Annotated in this window: 18 protein-coding genes; 5 read left to right on the forward strand and 13 right to left on the reverse strand. The window is 44.0% G+C overall.

Annotated elements, in window-relative coordinates; translation table 11 throughout:
• Window positions 1-132 precede the first annotated feature (132 nt).
• Entirely contained in the window at window positions 133-756 is a 624-nt protein-coding gene (gene rsmD, locus EDC16_RS03235; RefSeq protein ID WP_132965345.1) for a 16S rRNA (guanine(966)-N(2))-methyltransferase RsmD, read from the reverse strand.
• Between the two features lie 392 nt (window positions 757-1148).
• On the opposite strand from rsmD, the gene dusA reads away from it, so the two are divergent.
• From dusA to EDC16_RS03260, 5 genes are all read left to right on the forward strand, one after another.
• Entirely contained in the window at window positions 1149-2117 is a 969-nt protein-coding gene (dusA, locus tag EDC16_RS03240) for a tRNA dihydrouridine(20/20a) synthase DusA (protein ID WP_132965347.1), read from the forward strand.
• 156 nt (window positions 2118-2273) lie between these two features.
• On the forward strand, window positions 2274-4268 hold the full coding sequence (gene tkt, locus EDC16_RS03245) for a transketolase (RefSeq protein WP_132965349.1): 1995 nt from the start codon (window positions 2274-2276) through the stop codon (window positions 4266-4268).
• Window positions 4269-4717: 449 nt separating this feature from the next.
• Window positions 4718-5278 (forward strand): superoxide dismutase family protein, encoded by a 561-nt coding sequence (gene sodC, locus EDC16_RS03250; RefSeq protein ID WP_132965351.1) that lies wholly within the window; start codon window positions 4718-4720, stop codon window positions 5276-5278.
• 200 nt (window positions 5279-5478) lie between these two features.
• Window positions 5479-6405 carry a protein-methionine-sulfoxide reductase catalytic subunit MsrP gene (msrP, locus tag EDC16_RS03255; RefSeq protein ID WP_132965353.1) on the forward strand — a complete coding sequence of 309 codons (927 nt, stop codon included), beginning with the start codon at window positions 5479-5481 and terminating at the stop codon, window positions 6403-6405.
• Complete coding sequence (locus tag EDC16_RS03260; protein WP_132965355.1) at window positions 6405-7016, forward strand: protein-methionine-sulfoxide reductase heme-binding subunit MsrQ; 612 nt, start codon at window positions 6405-6407, stop codon at window positions 7014-7016. Before msrP ends, EDC16_RS03260 begins: the two co-directional genes overlap by 1 nt.
• 30 nt (window positions 7017-7046) lie before the next feature.
• Here the strand turns inward: EDC16_RS03260 and EDC16_RS03265 are convergent, their stop codons facing one another.
• The 12 genes from EDC16_RS03265 to mioC form a co-directional block, all read right to left on the reverse strand.
• Entirely contained in the window at window positions 7047-7475 is a 429-nt protein-coding gene (locus tag EDC16_RS03265) for a F0F1 ATP synthase subunit epsilon (protein WP_132965357.1), read from the reverse strand.
• A 47-nt stretch (window positions 7476-7522) separates the two neighbouring features.
• On the reverse strand, window positions 7523-8896 hold the full coding sequence (gene atpD, locus EDC16_RS03270; RefSeq protein WP_132965359.1) for a F0F1 ATP synthase subunit beta: 1374 nt from the start codon (window positions 8894-8896) through the stop codon (window positions 7523-7525).
• A 21-nt stretch (window positions 8897-8917) separates the two neighbouring features.
• Window positions 8918-9784: a F0F1 ATP synthase subunit gamma gene (gene atpG / locus EDC16_RS03275; RefSeq protein WP_132965361.1), complete on the reverse strand. Its 867-nt coding sequence runs from the start codon at window positions 9782-9784 to the stop codon at window positions 8918-8920.
• A gap of 25 nt (window positions 9785-9809) precedes the next feature.
• Window positions 9810-11351, reverse strand: a complete 1542-nt coding sequence (atpA, locus tag EDC16_RS03280; RefSeq protein ID WP_132965363.1) for a F0F1 ATP synthase subunit alpha — start codon at window positions 11349-11351, stop codon at window positions 9810-9812.
• Window positions 11352-11363: 12 nt separating this feature from the next.
• A complete protein-coding gene (atpH, locus tag EDC16_RS03285; RefSeq protein WP_132965365.1) occupies window positions 11364-11897 on the reverse strand; it encodes a F0F1 ATP synthase subunit delta in 534 nt (177 codons plus the stop codon).
• Between the two features lie 13 nt (window positions 11898-11910).
• On the reverse strand, window positions 11911-12381 hold the full coding sequence (gene atpF / locus EDC16_RS03290) for a F0F1 ATP synthase subunit B (RefSeq protein ID WP_132965366.1): 471 nt from the start codon (window positions 12379-12381) through the stop codon (window positions 11911-11913).
• Window positions 12382-12438: 57 nt separating this feature from the next.
• Window positions 12439-12693 carry a F0F1 ATP synthase subunit C gene (gene atpE, locus EDC16_RS03295; RefSeq protein WP_132965367.1) on the reverse strand — a complete coding sequence of 85 codons (255 nt, stop codon included), beginning with the start codon at window positions 12691-12693 and terminating at the stop codon, window positions 12439-12441.
• 70 nt (window positions 12694-12763) lie between these two features.
• Window positions 12764-13564 carry a F0F1 ATP synthase subunit A gene (gene atpB / locus EDC16_RS03300; protein WP_132965368.1) on the reverse strand — a complete coding sequence of 267 codons (801 nt, stop codon included), beginning with the start codon at window positions 13562-13564 and terminating at the stop codon, window positions 12764-12766.
• Window positions 13565-13572: 8 nt separating this feature from the next.
• Window positions 13573-13980 carry an ATP synthase subunit I gene (locus EDC16_RS03305; protein WP_132965369.1) on the reverse strand — a complete coding sequence of 136 codons (408 nt, stop codon included), beginning with the start codon at window positions 13978-13980 and terminating at the stop codon, window positions 13573-13575.
• Between the two features lie 246 nt (window positions 13981-14226).
• A complete protein-coding gene (gene rsmG / locus EDC16_RS03310; protein ID WP_132965370.1) occupies window positions 14227-14859 on the reverse strand; it encodes a 16S rRNA (guanine(527)-N(7))-methyltransferase RsmG in 633 nt (210 codons plus the stop codon).
• Window positions 14856-16748 (reverse strand): tRNA uridine-5-carboxymethylaminomethyl(34) synthesis enzyme MnmG, encoded by a 1893-nt coding sequence (gene mnmG / locus EDC16_RS03315; RefSeq protein ID WP_132965371.1) that lies wholly within the window; start codon window positions 16746-16748, stop codon window positions 14856-14858. The genes rsmG and mnmG overlap by 4 nt, the downstream gene beginning before the upstream one ends.
• A gap of 435 nt (window positions 16749-17183) precedes the next feature.
• The gene (mioC, locus tag EDC16_RS03320) at window positions 17184-17645 is read right to left on the reverse strand and encodes an FMN-binding protein MioC (protein WP_132965372.1); all 462 of its coding nucleotides are present in this window, start codon (window positions 17643-17645) and stop codon (window positions 17184-17186) included.
• Between the last annotated feature and the right edge of the window lie 6 nt (window positions 17646-17651).

Raw genomic sequence — 17651 nt, forward strand, 5'->3', positions numbered from 1 at the left:
GCGTTAAAAGTCGTTCGTTTAGAATGACTAAACTTCACAACTTTTGCCTTATTTATTTGCAAAAAGAGTGGCGAAAAATAGTCTATAGCTCAAATTATAAACAAAGAATCAACAGACCCTAATAGCGGTCGTTCAATCAGCGGTTTGATACAAACGAAAACAGACTTCACCGCCGATTTTTTGTTTTAACAAACGCCACGTCACCGGCACTTGCAGTATTGCCAACTGCTTTTCAGTTTCGACATAAACCAAAGCCCCCGCAGCCAGCCAACCATTACTCTGTAGCAGTTCAATCGTCGGTGCAATCAATTGCTGTTGAAATGGCGGATCCAAAAACACAATATCAAACGGCAGCTGAGAATTGCCTTGCGCCAACAGTTGCAAAGTATCGCCCTGAGTAATCAAACCACGCTGACATTCCAAACGCTGTAAATTCTGCTGCAACTGTTTGACCGCACTTTTATCCTGCTCAAAAAACTGCACTGCACTTGCCTGACGCGAAAGTGCTTCAAACCCCAGGCTACCACTGCCGGCAAAACAGTCCAGACAACGAGCGCCGACAATATACGGCATCAGCCAGTTAAACAGGGTTTCCTTGATCCGATCGGTAGTCGGGCGCAAACCTTGACTGTCCAACACCGGTAATTTGCGTCCACGCCATAGCCCGGCGATAATTCTGACCTCACCTTTTTGGGATTTGTTATTAGCTTTATTCGGTTGTAACCTCTGATCAGCAATTCGCCGGTGTTTTTTCATAGTCTATTTTTCCAACATTGATTTGTGTATAGTGTATGTTATTTCCGAACAAAATGGGATTGTTGATCGATACACTGAAAACGAAATTCGGCACGAAGGGTTTCTCTGCACATCTTTTCCGTTATAATTTTGTTGTTCAACGTTTATTTTTTAGCGATTATTTTTAACTTTATATTTTTAGGGTCTGTTGATCTTTGTTTATAATTTGAGCTACAGACCCTAAACACGGCAATCTGAATTTTATGCGTGCTTCCAGCCGACACACTCTCTGTAAAACACCATTAACAAAGTGCGGTTTTTCCTGCGCCATAAAGGTAATCTCAGAATCCTGTGCCATTTCAACACAACATGCGGAAAACAAATCCGCTCAACATTAATTAACGCTTATGCCTATGAAAACTCATTATCGTGGTCGTTTTTCGGTTGCACCGATGCTGGACTGGACCACGCGCCACTGCCGCTATTTTCACCGTCAGTTTAGCCGGCACGCCTTGCTTTACACCGAGATGATCACCACCGGTGCGATTATCCATGCCAAATATGATCACCTGCTGTACGATCCGGGCGAACAGCCTGTGGCGCTGCAACTGGGCGGCAGCGATCCGTCACAGTTGCGGCTGTGTGCGCAAAAAGCCGAACAATACGGCTATGACGAGATTAACTTGAATGTCGGCTGCCCGTCAGATCGGGTGCAAAACGGCTTTTTCGGTGCTTGTTTAATGGCAAAAGCCGATTTGGTCGCAGAATGTGTCGCTAAAATGCAAAGTGCGGTTTCAATTCCGGTGACGGTGAAAACCCGAATCGGGATTGATGACTTTGACAGTTATGAATTTCTGTATGATTTTGTGCAAACACTGGCTAATGCTGGCTGCCAAGAGTTTATCATTCATGCGCGCAAAGCCTGGCTGTCCGGCTTAAGCCCGAAGCAGAACCGTGAGATTCCGCCATTGGATTACCAACGGGTTTATCAATTAAAACGCGATTTTCCACAACTCTCTATCGTGATTAACGGTGGCATTAAAACCCTTGATGAAATGCAACAGCATTTGCAGTTTGTCGACGGGGTAATGGTCGGACGCGAAGCCTACCAAAACCCCAGCCTGCTTGGTTACGTTGACCAAGTGTTGTTTGATCCGCAAAGTGCGGTTGTCACGCCACGGCAAGCGGTGGAAAAAATGTTGCCTTATATCGAAAAAGAATTGCAGGCAGGCACCCATTTAAACCATATCAGTCGCCATATGGTGGGCGCATTTCAGGGCTGTAAAGGCGCAAAACAGTGGCGGCGTTATTTAAGCGAAAATGCACATAAACCAAATGCGGGGACAGAAGTGGTGCAAACCGCACTTTCATTTATCGATTGAGCCTGACCTATGCCGAGTATTTGTGATTAAGATCACAAAAAAATTTTGAAAGTTAAACGCTTGAGATGATCTCTCAGCATTTATTCTCGGATTGGTGTAAACTCATACCACTATTTTTTAGCAAATAATTATTTCTATTTTGAACAGGAGAATCACATGGCTTCACGCAAAGAATTGGCAAATGCGATCCGCTTTTTAAGTATGGATGCGGTACAAAAAGCAAAATCCGGACACCCCGGCGCCCCGATGGGCATGGCAGATATTGCCGAAGTGTTATGGCGCGATTTTTTAGTACATAACCCAACCAACCCGAGTTGGGCAAATCGCGATCGCTTCGTACTGTCTAACGGACACGGCTCGATGCTGATTTATAGCTTGCTGCATTTAAGCGGTTATGATCTGTCAATTGACGATTTAAAACAGTTCCGCCAACTGCATTCCAAAACCCCGGGGCACCCGGAATACGGCTATGCGCCGGGTGTGGAAACCACCACTGGCCCACTGGGACAAGGCATCACCAATGCCGTCGGGATGGCCATTGCGGAAAAAACCTTAGCCGGTCAATTTAACCGTGCAGGACATGAAATTGTTGATCACCATACCTACGTATTTTTAGGTGACGGCTGTTTGATGGAAGGAATTTCCCATGAAGCCTGCTCTTTAGCTGGAACTTTAGGCTTAGGCAAACTGATTGCGTTTTATGACGACAACAACATCTCCATTGATGGTCATGTTGACGGCTGGTTCACCGACGACACCCAAAAACGCTTTGAAGCCTACGGCTGGCAAGTGATTCCGGCAATCGACGGACACGATGCGGCACAAGTTAAAAGTGCGGTTGAACAAGCCAAAGCAGAAAGCGGAAAACCGACATTGATTATTTGCAAAACCATTATCGGTTACGGCTCTCCGAACAAATCCAACTCCCACGACAGCCACGGCGCACCGCTGGGCGACGACGAAATTGCGCTGACCCGTAAAGCATTAAACTGGGCGCACGCGGCATTCGAAATTCCGGCTGATATCTACGCCGAATGGGACGCAAAAGCCAAAGGTCAAGCAGCTGAAAAAGCCTGGGATGAAAAATTTGCCGCTTACCAAGCTGCTTATCCTGAATTAGCCGCTGAATTCAAGCGCCGTGTCAACGGTGACTTGCCGGCAAACTGGGCGGCACAATCACAAGCTTTTATCGAAAAATTACAAGCTAATCCGGCGGCAATTGCCAGCCGTAAAGCCTCACAAAACGCCATCGAAGCCTATGCACCGTTACTGCCTGAATTTTTGGGCGGCTCTGCCGACTTGGCAAGTTCGAATTTAACCTTGTGGTCTGGTTCAAAACCAATCCGCGCCAATATCGTCGACGGCAACTATATCAACTACGGCGTGCGTGAGTTCGGTATGTCAGCGATCATGAACGGGATTGCCCTGCATGGCGGCTTTATTCCTTACGGTGCTACTTTCCTGATGTTTATGGAATATGCCCACAATGCTATCCGCATGGCAGCATTGATGAAACAGCGTGTGCTGTTTGTTTACACCCACGACTCCATCGGTTTAGGCGAAGACGGCCCGACCCACCAACCGGTTGAACAGACTGCTGCATTGCGTTTGATTCCGAACCTGCAAACTTGGCGTCCTTGTGACCAAGTGGAATCCGCCATTGCCTGGAAAGCAGCGGTTGAGCGCAAAGATGGTCCAAGCGCAATGATTTTCACCCGTCAAAATCTGACGCAAATGGATCGCAGTGCACAGCAATTGACCAATGTTGCCCGTGGCGGCTATGTACTGAAAGATTGTAATGGTACGCCGGACTTAATTTTGATTGCTACCGGTTCAGAAGTTGAATTGGCAGTGAAAGCTGCTGAACAGTTGAATGCGGAAGGTAAAAAAGTACGCGTTGTCTCGATGCCGTCAACCAATGTATTTGACGCTCAAGATCAAGCTTACCGTGAATCCGTATTACCAAGTGCGGTCAGCAAGCGTGTGGCAATCGAAGCCGGAATCAGCGATTTCTGGTACAAATACGTCGGCTTTAACGGTCGTGTTGTCGGCATGAACAGCTTTGGCGAATCGGCCCCGGCAGATCAACTGTTCAAACTGTTCGGCTTTACCGTTGAAAATGTGGTAGCAAAAGCCAAAGAGATTTTGTAACAGTAAAATTTGTCTCACAGTAAAATGATCCCTTTGTTTTAGTCTTAAACAAAGGGATTTTTCTATTTTGTGAACTCGATCACTTAAGCTAACTGCAATTTTGCTTTATTGTGTCACTATCCGTTGATTTTCTGAACGGTATTGCTGTTAATAATAGGGTCTGTTGATCTTTGTTTATATTTTGAGTTGTCGTTTAAAATGAGCACAATCTAGGCGTAAGCCGAAATCAATAGTGGGACTATTGATGAGGGTTACAACGACGAGTATGCTCATTTTAAATACAATCCGTAGGACTATGACTATTTTTCGCCATTACTTTTCGCTACAACAGCAGCGTTAAAAGCCGTTCGTTTAGAATGACTAAACTTCACAACTTTTGCCTTGTATTGACGAAAAATAGTCTATAGCTCAAATTATAAACAAAGATCAACAGACCCTAAGGAGAAGTTATGAAGAAAACGTTATTGGTTACCGCACTTTCAATCTGCACGCTCGCTCTAAGTTCTACGGTGTTGGCGCAAAACCACGCTCACCAACATGACGACAATTTGGTAATTAAGGTGCAATTGCTTGACCCGACCAACGGCAATCAGGATATCGGCGAAGTGGTCGTTACCGAATCAAACTATGGTCTGGTGTTCACACCGGCACTCAATGGTTTAACCCCGGGTTTACATGGTTTCCATATTCATCAAAACCCAAGCTGCGAACCACAAGAAAAAGACGGTAAAATAGTTGCCGGATTAGCCGCCGGTGGCCACTGGGATCCAAAAGAGACCAAGCAACACGGTTTCCCGTGGCAAGATGATGCCCATTTAGGCGATTTACCGGCTTTAACGGTCAATGCCGACGGCACTGCAACCAATCCGGTGTTAGCACCACGTTTGAAATCACTTGATGAAATTCAAAACCGTGCAATCATGATCCATGCCGGTGGTGATAACCATTCCGATCACCCGGCGCCACTGGGTGGTGGTGGTGCCAGAATGGCGTGCGGTGTCATAAAATAATCGGACACCACACTTTTTAATTTAATAACAACATGTTATCAGGGCGGGGAAGACCGTCCTGATATGTTATCCATTTTCTATTTTCCTCCTAGATTGTGGTATTGATGCGACTATAAACCGCTTCTTTTATACTAAGCCACCTATCAATTCAGCGAACTTTTATTGACTATTTCTATCTAAGTATCAAACATGGGGGAAGTATGAAAAAATTACTGGAAAATGATGTTACCGACGAACGGGTTTTTCACCAACGACGTAAAATCCTGACCGCACTTGGCATAAGCGGAAGCAGTTTATTGCTGCCTAATGTTGTCTATGCGGACAATAGCGGCACTCAAGCAACTTTATTAAAGCCAACCCCGGAAGAAAATATTATCGGTTATAATAATTTCTATGAATTCGGCGTTAGCAAACAAGATCCACAACATTATGCCAAGTCATTCAAAACCAACCCGTGGAAGCTAACGGTAGATGGCGCAGTCAACAATCCGCTTACCTTAGATTGGGATGACCTGCACCAACGTTTTACTACAGAAGAACGAATCTATCGTTTTCGCTGCGTCGAAGCCTGGTCAATGGTGGTACCATGGCTGGGATTTGAATTGAATCAATTACTCAAATTAGCCGATCCGACCGCTAATGCCAAATATGTGCGCTTTGAAACCCTGTATGATCCACAACAAATGCCGGGACAACGTGATCGCTATACTGGCGGCGGTATTGATTATCCCTATGTTGAAGGTTTGACGATACAAGAAGCCATGCACCCGCTGACCTTAATGGCGACCGGTTTGTACGGCAAAGATTTGCTGCCACAAAACGGCGCACCGATACGTCTGGTTGTACCTTGGAAATACGGCTTCAAAAGTATTAAATCAATTGTCAAAATCACCCTGACCGAACAGCAACCGCTGAATACCTGGCAGCGCCTCGCCCCGAACGAATACGGCTTTTATGCCAACGTTAATCCCGAAGTCGATCACCCGCGCTGGTCACAAGCCAGCGAACGGATTATCGGCAGTGGCGGGCTGTTTTCCAGCAAACGCCAAGCCACATTACCATTTAACGGTTATGCCGATGAAGTCGCTTGGCTTTATCAAGGTTTGGATTTAAAGGCTAATTTTTAATGTTTAATGTTTTACGCCTTACCATCCACTGTGCCGGTTTGTTGCCGTTATTATGGCTGGGTTATATCCTGAATTATGGCGATATAAGCCTGATATTCGGCGCAGATCCAATTAAAGAATTAATCCATTTTTTCGGTTTGACCGCACTTTATCTTTTTACCGCGCTGTTTAGCTTGCGGATTATTAACCGTTTATACGGCAACGGGCGTTTATTGACACTACACAAACCGCTAGGTTTATGGGGATTGTTTTGGTTAACATTGCATATATTGAGTTATTTAGCATTAGAGCTGGCGTTTGATTACCGCCTGTTTTTGAATGAAATTATAAAGCGTCCTTATCTGATTGTCGGCGTACTGGCGTTTGTCTTTTTTCTGCTGCCTGCCACCAGTTCAATCCCGATGCTACGTCGCAAACTGGCAAAAAACTGGTTTATCCTGCACCAACTCAGTAATCCAGCTATTGTGTTAGCGATTATTCACTACTATTGGTCAACCAAAGGTATTGCCTTACAGCCGCTGATTTTTCTGGTTTTTGCAATTATGGTTTTAGCTTGGAAATTTTTCAGCAATCAGATAATTGCCTACAAAAATAAAACCCGCCGATTTTAAAAATGACGGGTTTTGCAATCGACTAAAAAATTAACGTTTAGCTTTAGTTAATTTTTCGGTTAATTCATAGGCTTGTAATTTCGCCAATTCACGCGATAATTTCGATGATAACAAAGAATAATCCACGTCGCCGTGTTTCGCATGCGTATTTTCCTCAGCACGACGTTTGGCAGCCAGAATCCGGTCTTTATCCAGTTCATCACCACGAATCGCGGTATCGGCTAGCACTGTCACTACATGTGGCTGCACTTCAAGAAAACCACCAGATACATAGATCACTTCTAGTCCGCTTTCCTGCTTAATTTGCAGCACGCCGGGTTTGATTTCGGTCAACAACGGAGTATGCCCCGGTAAAATACCCAGATCCCCTTCAATACCGGAAACCTGAATACTGTTGACCTCACCATGGAAAATCTGTTTCTCCGCACTAACCACAGTCAGTTCAAATGAAGATGCCATGTTATTCTCCTTCAGTTCTGTTATTACTCACATACCCGAGGGAGTGATTACATTTTCTCGGCTTTTGCCAAGACTTCGTCGATCGAACCGACCATATAGAACGCTTGTTCCGGAATATGATCATATTCGCCGTCCAAAATCCCTTTAAAACCGGCAATCGTATCTTTCAGCGATACATATTTACCCGGAGAACCGGTAAATACTTCTGCCACGAAGAACGGCTGCGATAAGAAACGCTCGATTTTACGCGCACGGGCAACAACCAATTTATCGTCTTCGGATAACTCGTCCATACCCAAAATCGCAATAATGTCTTTCAACTCTTTATAACGCTGTAAGGTTGATTGCACGCCACGTGCCACTTCGTAGTGATCTTTACCTACTACTAACGGATCCAATTGACGCGAAGTGGAATCCAACGGATCCACCGCCGGATAGATCCCCAACGAGGCAATTTGACGGCTTAATACCACAGTGGCATCCAAGTGAGCAAAGGTCGTTGCCGGAGATGGGTCAGTCAAGTCATCCGCCGGTACATACACCGCTTGAATCGAAGTGATGGAACCGGTTTTGGTTGAGGTGATCCGCTCTTGCAATACCCCCATCTCTTCCGCCAAAGTCGGTTGATAACCTACTGCAGACGGCATCCGACCTAAAAGAGCGGATACTTCGGTTCCTGCCAAGGTATAGCGATAGATATTATCCACGAAGAATAATACGTCACGGCCTTCATCACGGAATTTTTCCGCCATCGTCAACCCGGTCAAGGCCACACGCAAACGGTTACCTGGCGGCTCATTCATTTGACCGTACACCAATGATACTTTATCCAATACGTTGGAATCCTGCATTTCGTGGTAGAAGTCGTTGCCTTCACGGGTGCGTTCACCCACGCCGGCAAATACCGAATAACCAGAGTGTTCAATCGCGATATTACGGATTAACTCCATCATATTCACGGTTTTACCTACACCGGCACCACCGAACAAGCCGACTTTCCCCCCTTTGGCAAACGGGCATACCAAGTCGATAACTTTGATACCGGTTTCCAAAAGTTCGGCACTATTGGATTGATCTTCATAACTTGGCGCTTCACGATGGATTGACCAGTTCTCTTCTGCCCCAATCGGACCTAATTCATCAATCGGCTCACCCAACACATTCATAATACGACCGAGAGTTTTCACTCCGACCGGCACTGAAATCGGGTTGTTGGTGTTGCTGACGCTCAAATGACGTTTTAAACCGTCTGACGAGCCCATTGCGATACAACGCACGATTCCGCCACCCAATTGTTGTTGAACTTCAAGGGTTAACCCGGTTTCCACTTTTAACGCATCATATACTTTTGGCACTGCATCTTGTGGAAATTCAACGTCAATGACGGCACCGATGATTTGTACAATTTTTCCTGTTGCCATTACCGATCCTCTACTTTTTCGTTAAATTGCCGCCGCACCGGCAACAATTTCGTTTAATTCATTTGTAATACTGGCTTGACGAGCTTTGTTGTAAACCAACTGCAAGTCGTTAATCAAGTTACCGGCATTATCCGTTGCCGACTTCATCGCCACCATCCGTGCCGCCTGTTCTGACGCCAAATTTTCGACCACTGCTTGATAAACCTGCGCTTCCAAATAACGGGTCAGCAGTTTATCCAACAGATATTTGGAGTTTGGTTCATACAGGTAGTCCCAGCTGTTTTCAGTTGTAAGTTCGTCTTCTTCCAGCTCCGGTAATGGAATCAACTGCTGCACCACCGGTTTCTGTGCCATCGTATTGATAAATTTGTTATAGACAATATAAATGGCGTCATATTCACCGCTGCTATAACTATCAAACATCGTGTTGGCAATGCCGACAATTTGTTCTACCGACGGGGTATCTCCCATGCCGGAGGTTTGACCACGAATTGTCAATCCTAAGGAGTGGAAAAAGCCGATAGCTTTCGACCCTAACAGCGCAATTTCTACATTGACTTGTTTGTCTTTCCACTGTTTAAACTCACTAAGTGCGGTTTTAAACAAATTAACATTTAAACCACCGCACAAACCACGGTCTGTCGAGATAACCAAAAAACCCACTTTTTTGATTTCACGTTCCACCAAAAAAGGGTGACGATACTCAATATTACCTTTGGAAACATGGCTAATTACGTTGCGTATTGCTGTAGAATACGGACGTGAAGAAGACATGCGTTCCTGCGTTTTGCGCATTTTTGAGGCTGCAACCATTTCCATTGCCTTGGTGATTTTTTGCGTGCTTTTCACACTGGCAATTTTGGTTCTGATCTCTTTCGCACCTGCCATTTCATCTCTCCGTTAGCGTTGGCTATTACCATGCACCTTTGGCTTTGAAATTATCTAAGATAGATTTTAATTTATCTTTGATAGTATCGTTATAGTCGCCGGTTGCAGAAAGCTGTTTTAAGAATTCCGCTTCGTTATTGTTGGCAAAATCGAATAAACTGCTTTCAAAAGAGGCTATACGATCCAACTCCACATCATCCAGATAACCAAATTCAACTGCAAACAACACCAAGGCTTGTTGACCGACGCTTAACGGTGAATATTGCGTTTGTTTCAATAACTCAGTCACTTTTTGACCATGCGACAACTGTTTACGGGTCGCTTCATCCAAGTCGGAAGCAAACTGAGCAAACGCCGCTAATTCACGGTATTGAGCAAGTGCGGTACGAATTCCGCCAGCCAATTTTTTCACCACTTTAGTTTGTGCCGCACCACCAACGCGTGAAACCGAAATCCCCGGGTTAACCGCCGGACGGATCCCTGAGTTAAACAAATCAGACTCCAAGAAAATCTGACCATCGGTAATCGAGATTACATTGGTCGGAACAAACGCTGATACGTCACCAGCCTGAGTTTCAATGATCGGAAGTGCAGTCAAAGAACCGGTTTTGCCTTTCACACGCCCGTTGGTAAATTTCTCCACATACTCCGCACTAACGCGAGCCGCCCGTTCCAATAAGCGGGAGTGCAGATAAAATACATCGCCCGGGAACGCTTCACGACCCGGTGGACGACGCAATAACAATGAGATTTGACGGTAAGCAACCGCTTGCTTAGATAAATCATCGTACACGATTAACGCATCTTCACCGTTGTCACGGAAAAATTCGCCCATTGCACACCCGGAGTAAGGCGCTAAATATTGCAATGCCGCCGATTCAGCCGCTGAGGCAACCACGACGATAGTATTTTCCAGTGCACCATGTTCTTCCAATTTACGCACCACATTAGCGATGGTCGAGGCTTTCTGTCCCACTGCCACATAAATACATTTAATATCGGAATCACGTTGGTTGATGATTGCATCGATTGCCAATGCGGTTTTGCCGGTTTGGCGGTCACCGATAATCAATTCGCGTTGACCACGTCCAATCGGCACCATGGAGTCAACCGCTTTATATCCGGTTTGTACCGGCTGATCGACCGATTTGCGATCGATAACGCCCGGTGCAATCACCTCAATCGGCGAATAGGCATCAGCAACAATTTCACCTTTGCCGTCAATCGGTTGCCCTAAGGTATTCACGACACGACCCAATAAGTTACGTCCTACCGGCACTTCCAAAATACGACCGGTACATTGTACTTCCATACCCTCGGCTAAATCGGAATAAGGCCCCATCACCACCGCACCGACAGAATCTCTTTCCAAGTTCAACGCAATAGCAAAGCGGTTGCCCGGCAATGCAATCATTTCCCCTTGCATTGCATCGCTCAAGCCGTGGATACGGATAATCCCATCACTTACTGAAACGATGGTACCGGTGTTGCGAGCTTCGCTCGTTACATTAAAATCGGCAATCCGTTTTTTAATCAGTTCACTAATTTCTGTAGAATTCAGTTGCATTTTCTATTCCTCTTACAATTGCAACTCATTGGCCAAACGATTTAATTGACCACGGCTGCTGCCGTCGATAACCAAATCATCGGTACGGATAATCGCGCCGCCAATCAGATTTTTATCAATGCTGCAATTTAATTTCACTTTGCGGGCAAGTCTTTTTTCCATTGCCTGGAGAATATTTTGTTGTTGTTTCTGCGTTAATGGTTCGGCGGAAATCACTTCAACATTAGCCAGCGATTTATATTGATCGACAAGCTCCTGAAACAGTTTAAATACCTCAGGAAGTGCCATTACGCGCTTATTTTCTGCCATTAGACGGATAAAATTCTGCCCATATTGATCCAGCTGATCGCCACATATATCAATGAAAGTCTTGGCGACTTTCTGCGGTGAAAAAGACTCTTTTAAAAAATGTTTAATATCGTCATTTTCTGCCACTTCGGCAACAAAACCCAACATGGCTTGCCATGCATCAACTCTGTTTTGTTCAACCGCAAAGTCAAATGCAGCTTTAGCATAGGGGCGTGCGACTGTGATATATTCTGACATTAGCCCCACCTTCCTATAGTTCTGCAACTAATTTATCAATAATGTCGCTGTTAGCCGCTTCATCAATCGAACGACCGACAATCTTCTCTGCTCCAGCCACTGCCAAGGAAGCGACTTTAACGCGCAACTCTTCCTGTGCACGTTTACGTTCTGCTTCAATTTCACTATAGCCCTGCTCGATAATTTTAGCTTTCAACGATTCTGCTTCAGACCGCACTTCGTCCAAAATTTCATTGCGACGTTTGTTGGCTAAATCGACAATCTCTTGCGCTTGTTTTTTGGCACTATTCAGCTCTTGTTCAACCAAAACTTTGGTGTCAGATTGCTCTTTTTTAGCTGCTTCGGCTGCTGCCAAAGCATTGGCAATACCGGATTGGCGCTCTTCGATCGCTTTAATAACCGGTGGCCAGACAAATTTCATGCAGAACAAGACAAAAATCAAGAATGCAATCGATTGTCCAATCAGTGTTGCGTTAATATTCACAACGTCCTCCTCAATAATGCTTATCGGTTACGCCAACAAAATGGCGTAAGGCAAAAATTAACCCAATAACGCAGTAAACGGATTAGCGAAGATGAAGTATAACGCGATACCAACCGCAATCATTGAAATCGCATCAAGTAAACCTGCAACAATAAACATTCTTGTTAACAAAGAGTTAGCTAGTTCCGGTTGACGGGCTGCTGACTCCAGGAATTTTCCGCCCAACAAGCCGAAGCCAATAGCAGTACCTAATGCCGCAATTGAAATCATAATGGCAGAAGCGATGATTGTTGCAGTAATAACAGTTTCCATGATTTTCTCCATGTTTAAGTTAAAGTGTTGGCAAAATTGCCAGGTTAAAAATAAAAATACTCGTTAAAAATTAATGATCGGCTTTGTTATAAGCAATACTGATATAGACAATCGTCAGCATCATAAAGATAAACGCCTGCAAAATAACCACCAAAATATGGAAAATTGCCCAAGCCACATGCATGAAGATTCCTAGACCACCGATAACATAACCGGCAGAGTAGGTCAGTGCGATCAAGATAAAAATCAATTCACCGGCATATAGATTGCCGAACAACCGTAAACCAAGTGAAACCGGTTTGGCTAATAATGTTACAGTTTCCAATAGGAAGTTGACCGGAATAAAAACAGGATGGTTGAAAGGGTGCATTGTATATTCTTTGACCAAACCACCGAAACCTTTGGATTTTATTGTGTAGATGATAATCAAAAAGAATACTGCAATTGACATACCGAAGGTAATATTCATATCAGCCGTTGGTACTGCACGCAGATACTCAAAACCCATTGCATGAGCAATTTGTGGTAAATAATCGACCGGAACAATATCCAAAGTATTCATTAACAACACCCAGACAAATACGGTCAAACCCAACGGTCCGAGCACATTGCGACTGCCGTGGAAATTCTCTTTGACCATTCCGTCAACCCATTCGACCAGCATTTCAACCGCACATTGCAATTTTCCCGGCACACCACTGGTCGCTTTTTTAGCGACTTTGCTGAAAATAAAGATAAACAGTAATCCGGTGACGACCGAGAAAAATAGGGAGTCGATATTAACCGACCAAAAACCTTCACCGTGGGTGAGAAATGAGAGATGATGTTGAATATATCCAATAGAAGTTTGGGATGAACCTTCGGCAGCCATACAATTTCCTACTTCGTAAGTGAGTTGATTTTACTTTCTGTGTGCTTTTGCAATACAAAAGGTAAAAGATTATTAAGCAATATTAAACCAAAATAGCCGGCAAAAAATGCTAGCGGCGTTAGATCAATGTTAATAAAAACCAGCAATAATAAAATAATAGTTAAAACTATTTTAATTCCTTCCCCTTGATACAGCGCTTTTAACTTATGTTCCGATTGTAAATTTGCACGCAGATAAAATACATAAACAACCAGTACCAGCTGCGGCAACCAACCGATCAAAGCGCCCAATAAAAACGGGAAAGAGAATGCGGGTTGTAACAATCCGATTAACGCATAAACAATCAGGATTAATGCCAGTTCGATAATAAACGCTTTATGATAAAGTTTTCTGTTTCTATCCAATACTGCTGACATCTGATTTCCTATTCACCAAAATCATCTTTTTATTATTCAGGTGAAGTTATGCCTAGTGTTAAAAACTACCTAAAACGGGGTAATCTCCGCGCTAACAAAACAGGTTAAATTATACGGTCAGATTTAATTATTGCAACGATTAAAGCCGTTAAAAATGTTATTCAGTTAACATTTATTAAATTTTTTTTACTTTTTTATCACAATAAAATACGGATTGCTATTTTTCACTCAATACTGAAACCTAATTTATTGTTTATCCGTCTTGGATAAAATCACTAAATGCCTTTCGCCGACCAGTTCCGGCACCATCAATTTTATCTTTTGCTGTAACTGAAATTGCAGATCCAACTGCTGTAATTCGTCCGAATGATAAATTCCTTTCAAAGCATAAAAATGCCCAGATTGATCAAGCAAATGCTGACACCATTCAGTCATATCCTTTAACGAAGCAAATGCACGGCTGAGTACCCCGTCAAACCGCACTTCGGGTTGATATTGCTCCACTCGGCTTTGAATTGGTGTTACGTTAGTCAACCCTAACTGACGAATCACCTGGCGTATAAAGATAATTCGCTTTCCTAAACTGTCTAACAAAAAATAGTGCTGATCGGGATTAATAATGGCCAACGGAATCCCTGGCAAACCAGGACCTGTGCCGACATCAATAAAACGTTTGCCTTGTAAATAAGGACTCACCACCAGGCTATCCAGAATATGCTTAATCAACATCTCGTGTGGATCCCGCACTGAAGTCAGGTTATAAGCCTTATTCCATTTATCCAATAATTCGACAAAGGCCACCAGCTGCTGTTTTTGCTGATCGGTGAGCGAAAGTACGGTTTGCGCCAATAGTTGATCTAATCGGTTATACAATTTCATTCATCACCACGTTTTAGCATGCCTTGCTTTTTTAAGTTAACCAGCAAAATTGAGATGGCAGCAGGGGTGACACCTGAAATCCGTGATGCTTGTCCGATGGATACCGGGCGATGCTGGGTCAATTTCAACCGCACTTCATTGGATAATCCGCTGACTTTGTCATAATCGAAATTATCCGGAATGGAGGTGCTTTCATGGCGTTTATGCCGTGCAATCTCTTCGTATTGATGTTCAATATAACCTTGATATTTAATTGAAATTTCAACCTGTTCCGCAGCTTCCGCATCAGCACAAGCCGGCGCAAACACTGAAAGTGCGGTCAGGGTTTTATAATCCACTTCCGGGCGGCGCAACAGATCTTCACCACTGGCTTCACGGGTTAACGGCGTATTCAAAATACTATTCACTTCCGCTAAATGAGTTGATTGCGTGTGAATCCAAATTTGGCGTAAACGCTGTTGTTCTTGTACAATATTTTCCAATTTTTGATTAAAACGTGCCCAACGCGCTTCATCAATTAATCCTAATTCTCTGGCAATCGGGGTCAAACGCAGATCAGCATTGTCTTCACGCAGCAGCAGACGGTATTCAGCACGGGAGGTAAATATCCGATACGGCTCTTTAGTGCCTAAGGTACAAAGGTCATCAACTAATACCCCTAAATAGGCTTGATCACGGCGTGGATACCAGGCTGTTTTTTGCTGTACAAATAAGCCTGCGTTGATCCCTGCTAACAAACCTTGCGCCGCTGCTTCTTCATAACCGGTTGTGCCGTTGATCTGTCCGGCAAAGAAAAGCCCGTTGATCGCCTTGGTTTCCAACGACGGTTTCAGATCGCGCGGATCAAAATAATCGTATTCGATCGCATAACCCGGTTTCATGATCCGTGCTTTTTCCAAGCCTTTCATCGAATTGACGATCCCCATCTGCACATCAAACGGCAAACTGGTCGAGATCCCGTTCGGGTAGATCTCATTACTGGTCAAACCTTCCGGTTCTAAATAGATCTGATGGCTGTTACGCTCAGCAAAGCGCATCACTTTATCTTCGATCGACGGACAATAACGCGGACCGATCCCTTCGATCACTCCCGCATACATCGGGCTGCGATCTAAATTAGCCCGAATTAGATCATGGGCTTTTTCATTGGTATGGGTGATATAGCACGGAATCTGACGGGGATGTTGATCCACTGATCCCATAAAAGAAAATACCGGCAATACTGAATCACCGTGTTGTTTTTCCAATATTGAAAAGTCAATCGTGCGTGCATCCAGTCGTGGTGGAGTGCCGGTTTTCAGCCGATCAACCCTTAAATTCAGTTCGCGCAAGCGATCAGCCAACATGATCGACGCCGGATCACCCGCTCGACCACCGACATAATTCTGCATACCAATATGGATCTTACCGGCTAAAAAAGTACCGGCGGTCAGGATCACCGAGCGGGCATGGAATGTTAGTCCCATTTTGGTTTTTACACCGTTGACACGATCTTGATCTAAGATAATATCGATCACTTCTTGTTGAAAAATATCTAAATTTTCTTGATTTTCCAGTGCGATCCTAACGGCCTGGCGATATAAAACCCGATCTGCTTGGGCACGGGTTGCGCGTACTGCAGGGCCTTTACTACTGTTTAACGTCCGAAATTGGATCCCGGCTTGATCCGCTGCGATTGCCATCAATCCCCCCATCGCATCGATCTCTTTCACCAAATGTCCTTTCCCGATCCCACCGATTGCAGGATTGCAAGACATTTGTCCTAGCGTATCAACATTGTGGGTTAATAATAGTGTTTTCAATCCCATTCTAGCAGGCGCAAGCGCTGCTTCGGTACCGGCGTGACCACCGCCAACGACGATCACATCATAACTGTCAGTATAAATCATAAAAAACCTTGTTGATTTTGAGAACGATCGATGGATTCTGATCTATCGATTGTAAAATTGTGGGCTATTCTACTGAATTTAGTCGGATCGTTAAAGGAAATTTATCGTCACGATCCGCGATCTAAAACAGCGGTGTGAGAAAAGATCGTGAGCTATTAAATAAAGATCTTTTTATATATAAAGATCTTATTATTGTTATTATTAGGAAAGCATGATCTTGTGAATAAGATCCTTTTTTTGTTTTAAAATAAGATCTTGCGATCCTTTGGTAGCTGTAGAGAAGATCGTGTTTTGTTCAAAATTTGTTGTGGATAAAAAGGGTTTTTATCCACAGGTAAAGTTGGTATTAATTTTATTCAAGTAAATAAAACAGCTTTTAAACAGATTTGATCTAAGTTATCCACAGCTGTTTTTTTTAAAGTTTTTGATAAATTTTCAACTTAAACATGATTTGCTTAGCTGATCGTATAGATTTGGCAGCCACTCGGCAGCTTGTTGATCATGATCGAGGCTTTGTAGCACATCAATTTTCAGCGAGGGGTGACGTTTTTTTGCCTGTTTGTTTTGCAGGATCTGTTCGACTTTGTCGACCGCAAAACAGAAAGTATCATAATCTGAGTTACCAAGTCCGATAACTGAAAAATGCAATTGATCAAGTTGATCAACTTCATTTTCGATATGTTCAAATAATGGGTATAAATTATCCGGTAATTCACCGGCGCCGTGGGTAGAAGTGATGATCAGCCATTCACGATAATCTTGTACCGTTTGCCAATCAGGACCGTGCAAAAGTGCGGTTTTATAACCTTGTTGTTGTAATTGATCTTCACAGTATTCTGCTAAATATTCAGCGCTGCCTAAGGTGCTGCCGGTGATGATACAAATCGTATTTTTCATAATATT

Source organism: Testudinibacter aquarius (assembly GCF_004342725.1).
GTDB classification, from domain to species: domain Bacteria; phylum Pseudomonadota; class Gammaproteobacteria; order Enterobacterales; family Pasteurellaceae; genus Chelonobacter; species Chelonobacter aquarius.

Excerpts from the sequence above, each read along its gene's own strand:
- rsmD (WP_132965345.1), bottom strand. The coding sequence starts at position 756 with ATGAAAAAACACCGGCGAATTGCTGATCAGAGGTTACAACCGAATAAA.
- dusA (WP_132965347.1), top strand. The coding sequence starts at position 1,149 with ATGAAAACTCATTATCGTGGTCGTTTTTCGGTTGCACCGATGCTGGAC.
- tkt (WP_132965349.1), top strand. The coding sequence starts at position 2,274 with ATGGCTTCACGCAAAGAATTGGCAAATGCGATCCGCTTTTTAAGTATG.
- sodC (WP_132965351.1), top strand. The coding sequence starts at position 4,718 with ATGAAGAAAACGTTATTGGTTACCGCACTTTCAATCTGCACGCTCGCT.
- msrP (WP_132965353.1), top strand. The coding sequence starts at position 5,479 with ATGAAAAAATTACTGGAAAATGATGTTACCGACGAACGGGTTTTTCAC.
- EDC16_RS03260 (WP_132965355.1), top strand. The coding sequence starts at position 6,405 with ATGTTTAATGTTTTACGCCTTACCATCCACTGTGCCGGTTTGTTGCCG.
- EDC16_RS03265 (WP_132965357.1), bottom strand. The coding sequence starts at position 7,475 with ATGGCATCTTCATTTGAACTGACTGTGGTTAGTGCGGAGAAACAGATT.
- atpD (WP_132965359.1), bottom strand. The coding sequence starts at position 8,896 with ATGGCAACAGGAAAAATTGTACAAATCATCGGTGCCGTCATTGACGTT.
- atpG (WP_132965361.1), bottom strand. The coding sequence starts at position 9,784 with ATGGCAGGTGCGAAAGAGATCAGAACCAAAATTGCCAGTGTGAAAAGC.
- atpA (WP_132965363.1), bottom strand. The coding sequence starts at position 11,351 with ATGCAACTGAATTCTACAGAAATTAGTGAACTGATTAAAAAACGGATT.
- atpH (WP_132965365.1), bottom strand. The coding sequence starts at position 11,897 with ATGTCAGAATATATCACAGTCGCACGCCCCTATGCTAAAGCTGCATTT.
- atpE (WP_132965367.1), bottom strand. The coding sequence starts at position 12,693 with ATGGAAACTGTTATTACTGCAACAATCATCGCTTCTGCCATTATGATT.
- atpB (WP_132965368.1), bottom strand. The coding sequence starts at position 13,564 with ATGGCTGCCGAAGGTTCATCCCAAACTTCTATTGGATATATTCAACAT.
- EDC16_RS03305 (WP_132965369.1), bottom strand. The coding sequence starts at position 13,980 with ATGTCAGCAGTATTGGATAGAAACAGAAAACTTTATCATAAAGCGTTT.
- rsmG (WP_132965370.1), bottom strand. The coding sequence starts at position 14,859 with ATGAAATTGTATAACCGATTAGATCAACTATTGGCGCAAACCGTACTT.
- mnmG (WP_132965371.1), bottom strand. The coding sequence starts at position 16,748 with ATGATTTATACTGACAGTTATGATGTGATCGTCGTTGGCGGTGGTCAC.
- mioC (WP_132965372.1), bottom strand. The coding sequence starts at position 17,645 with ATGAAAAATACGATTTGTATCATCACCGGCAGCACCTTAGGCAGCGCT.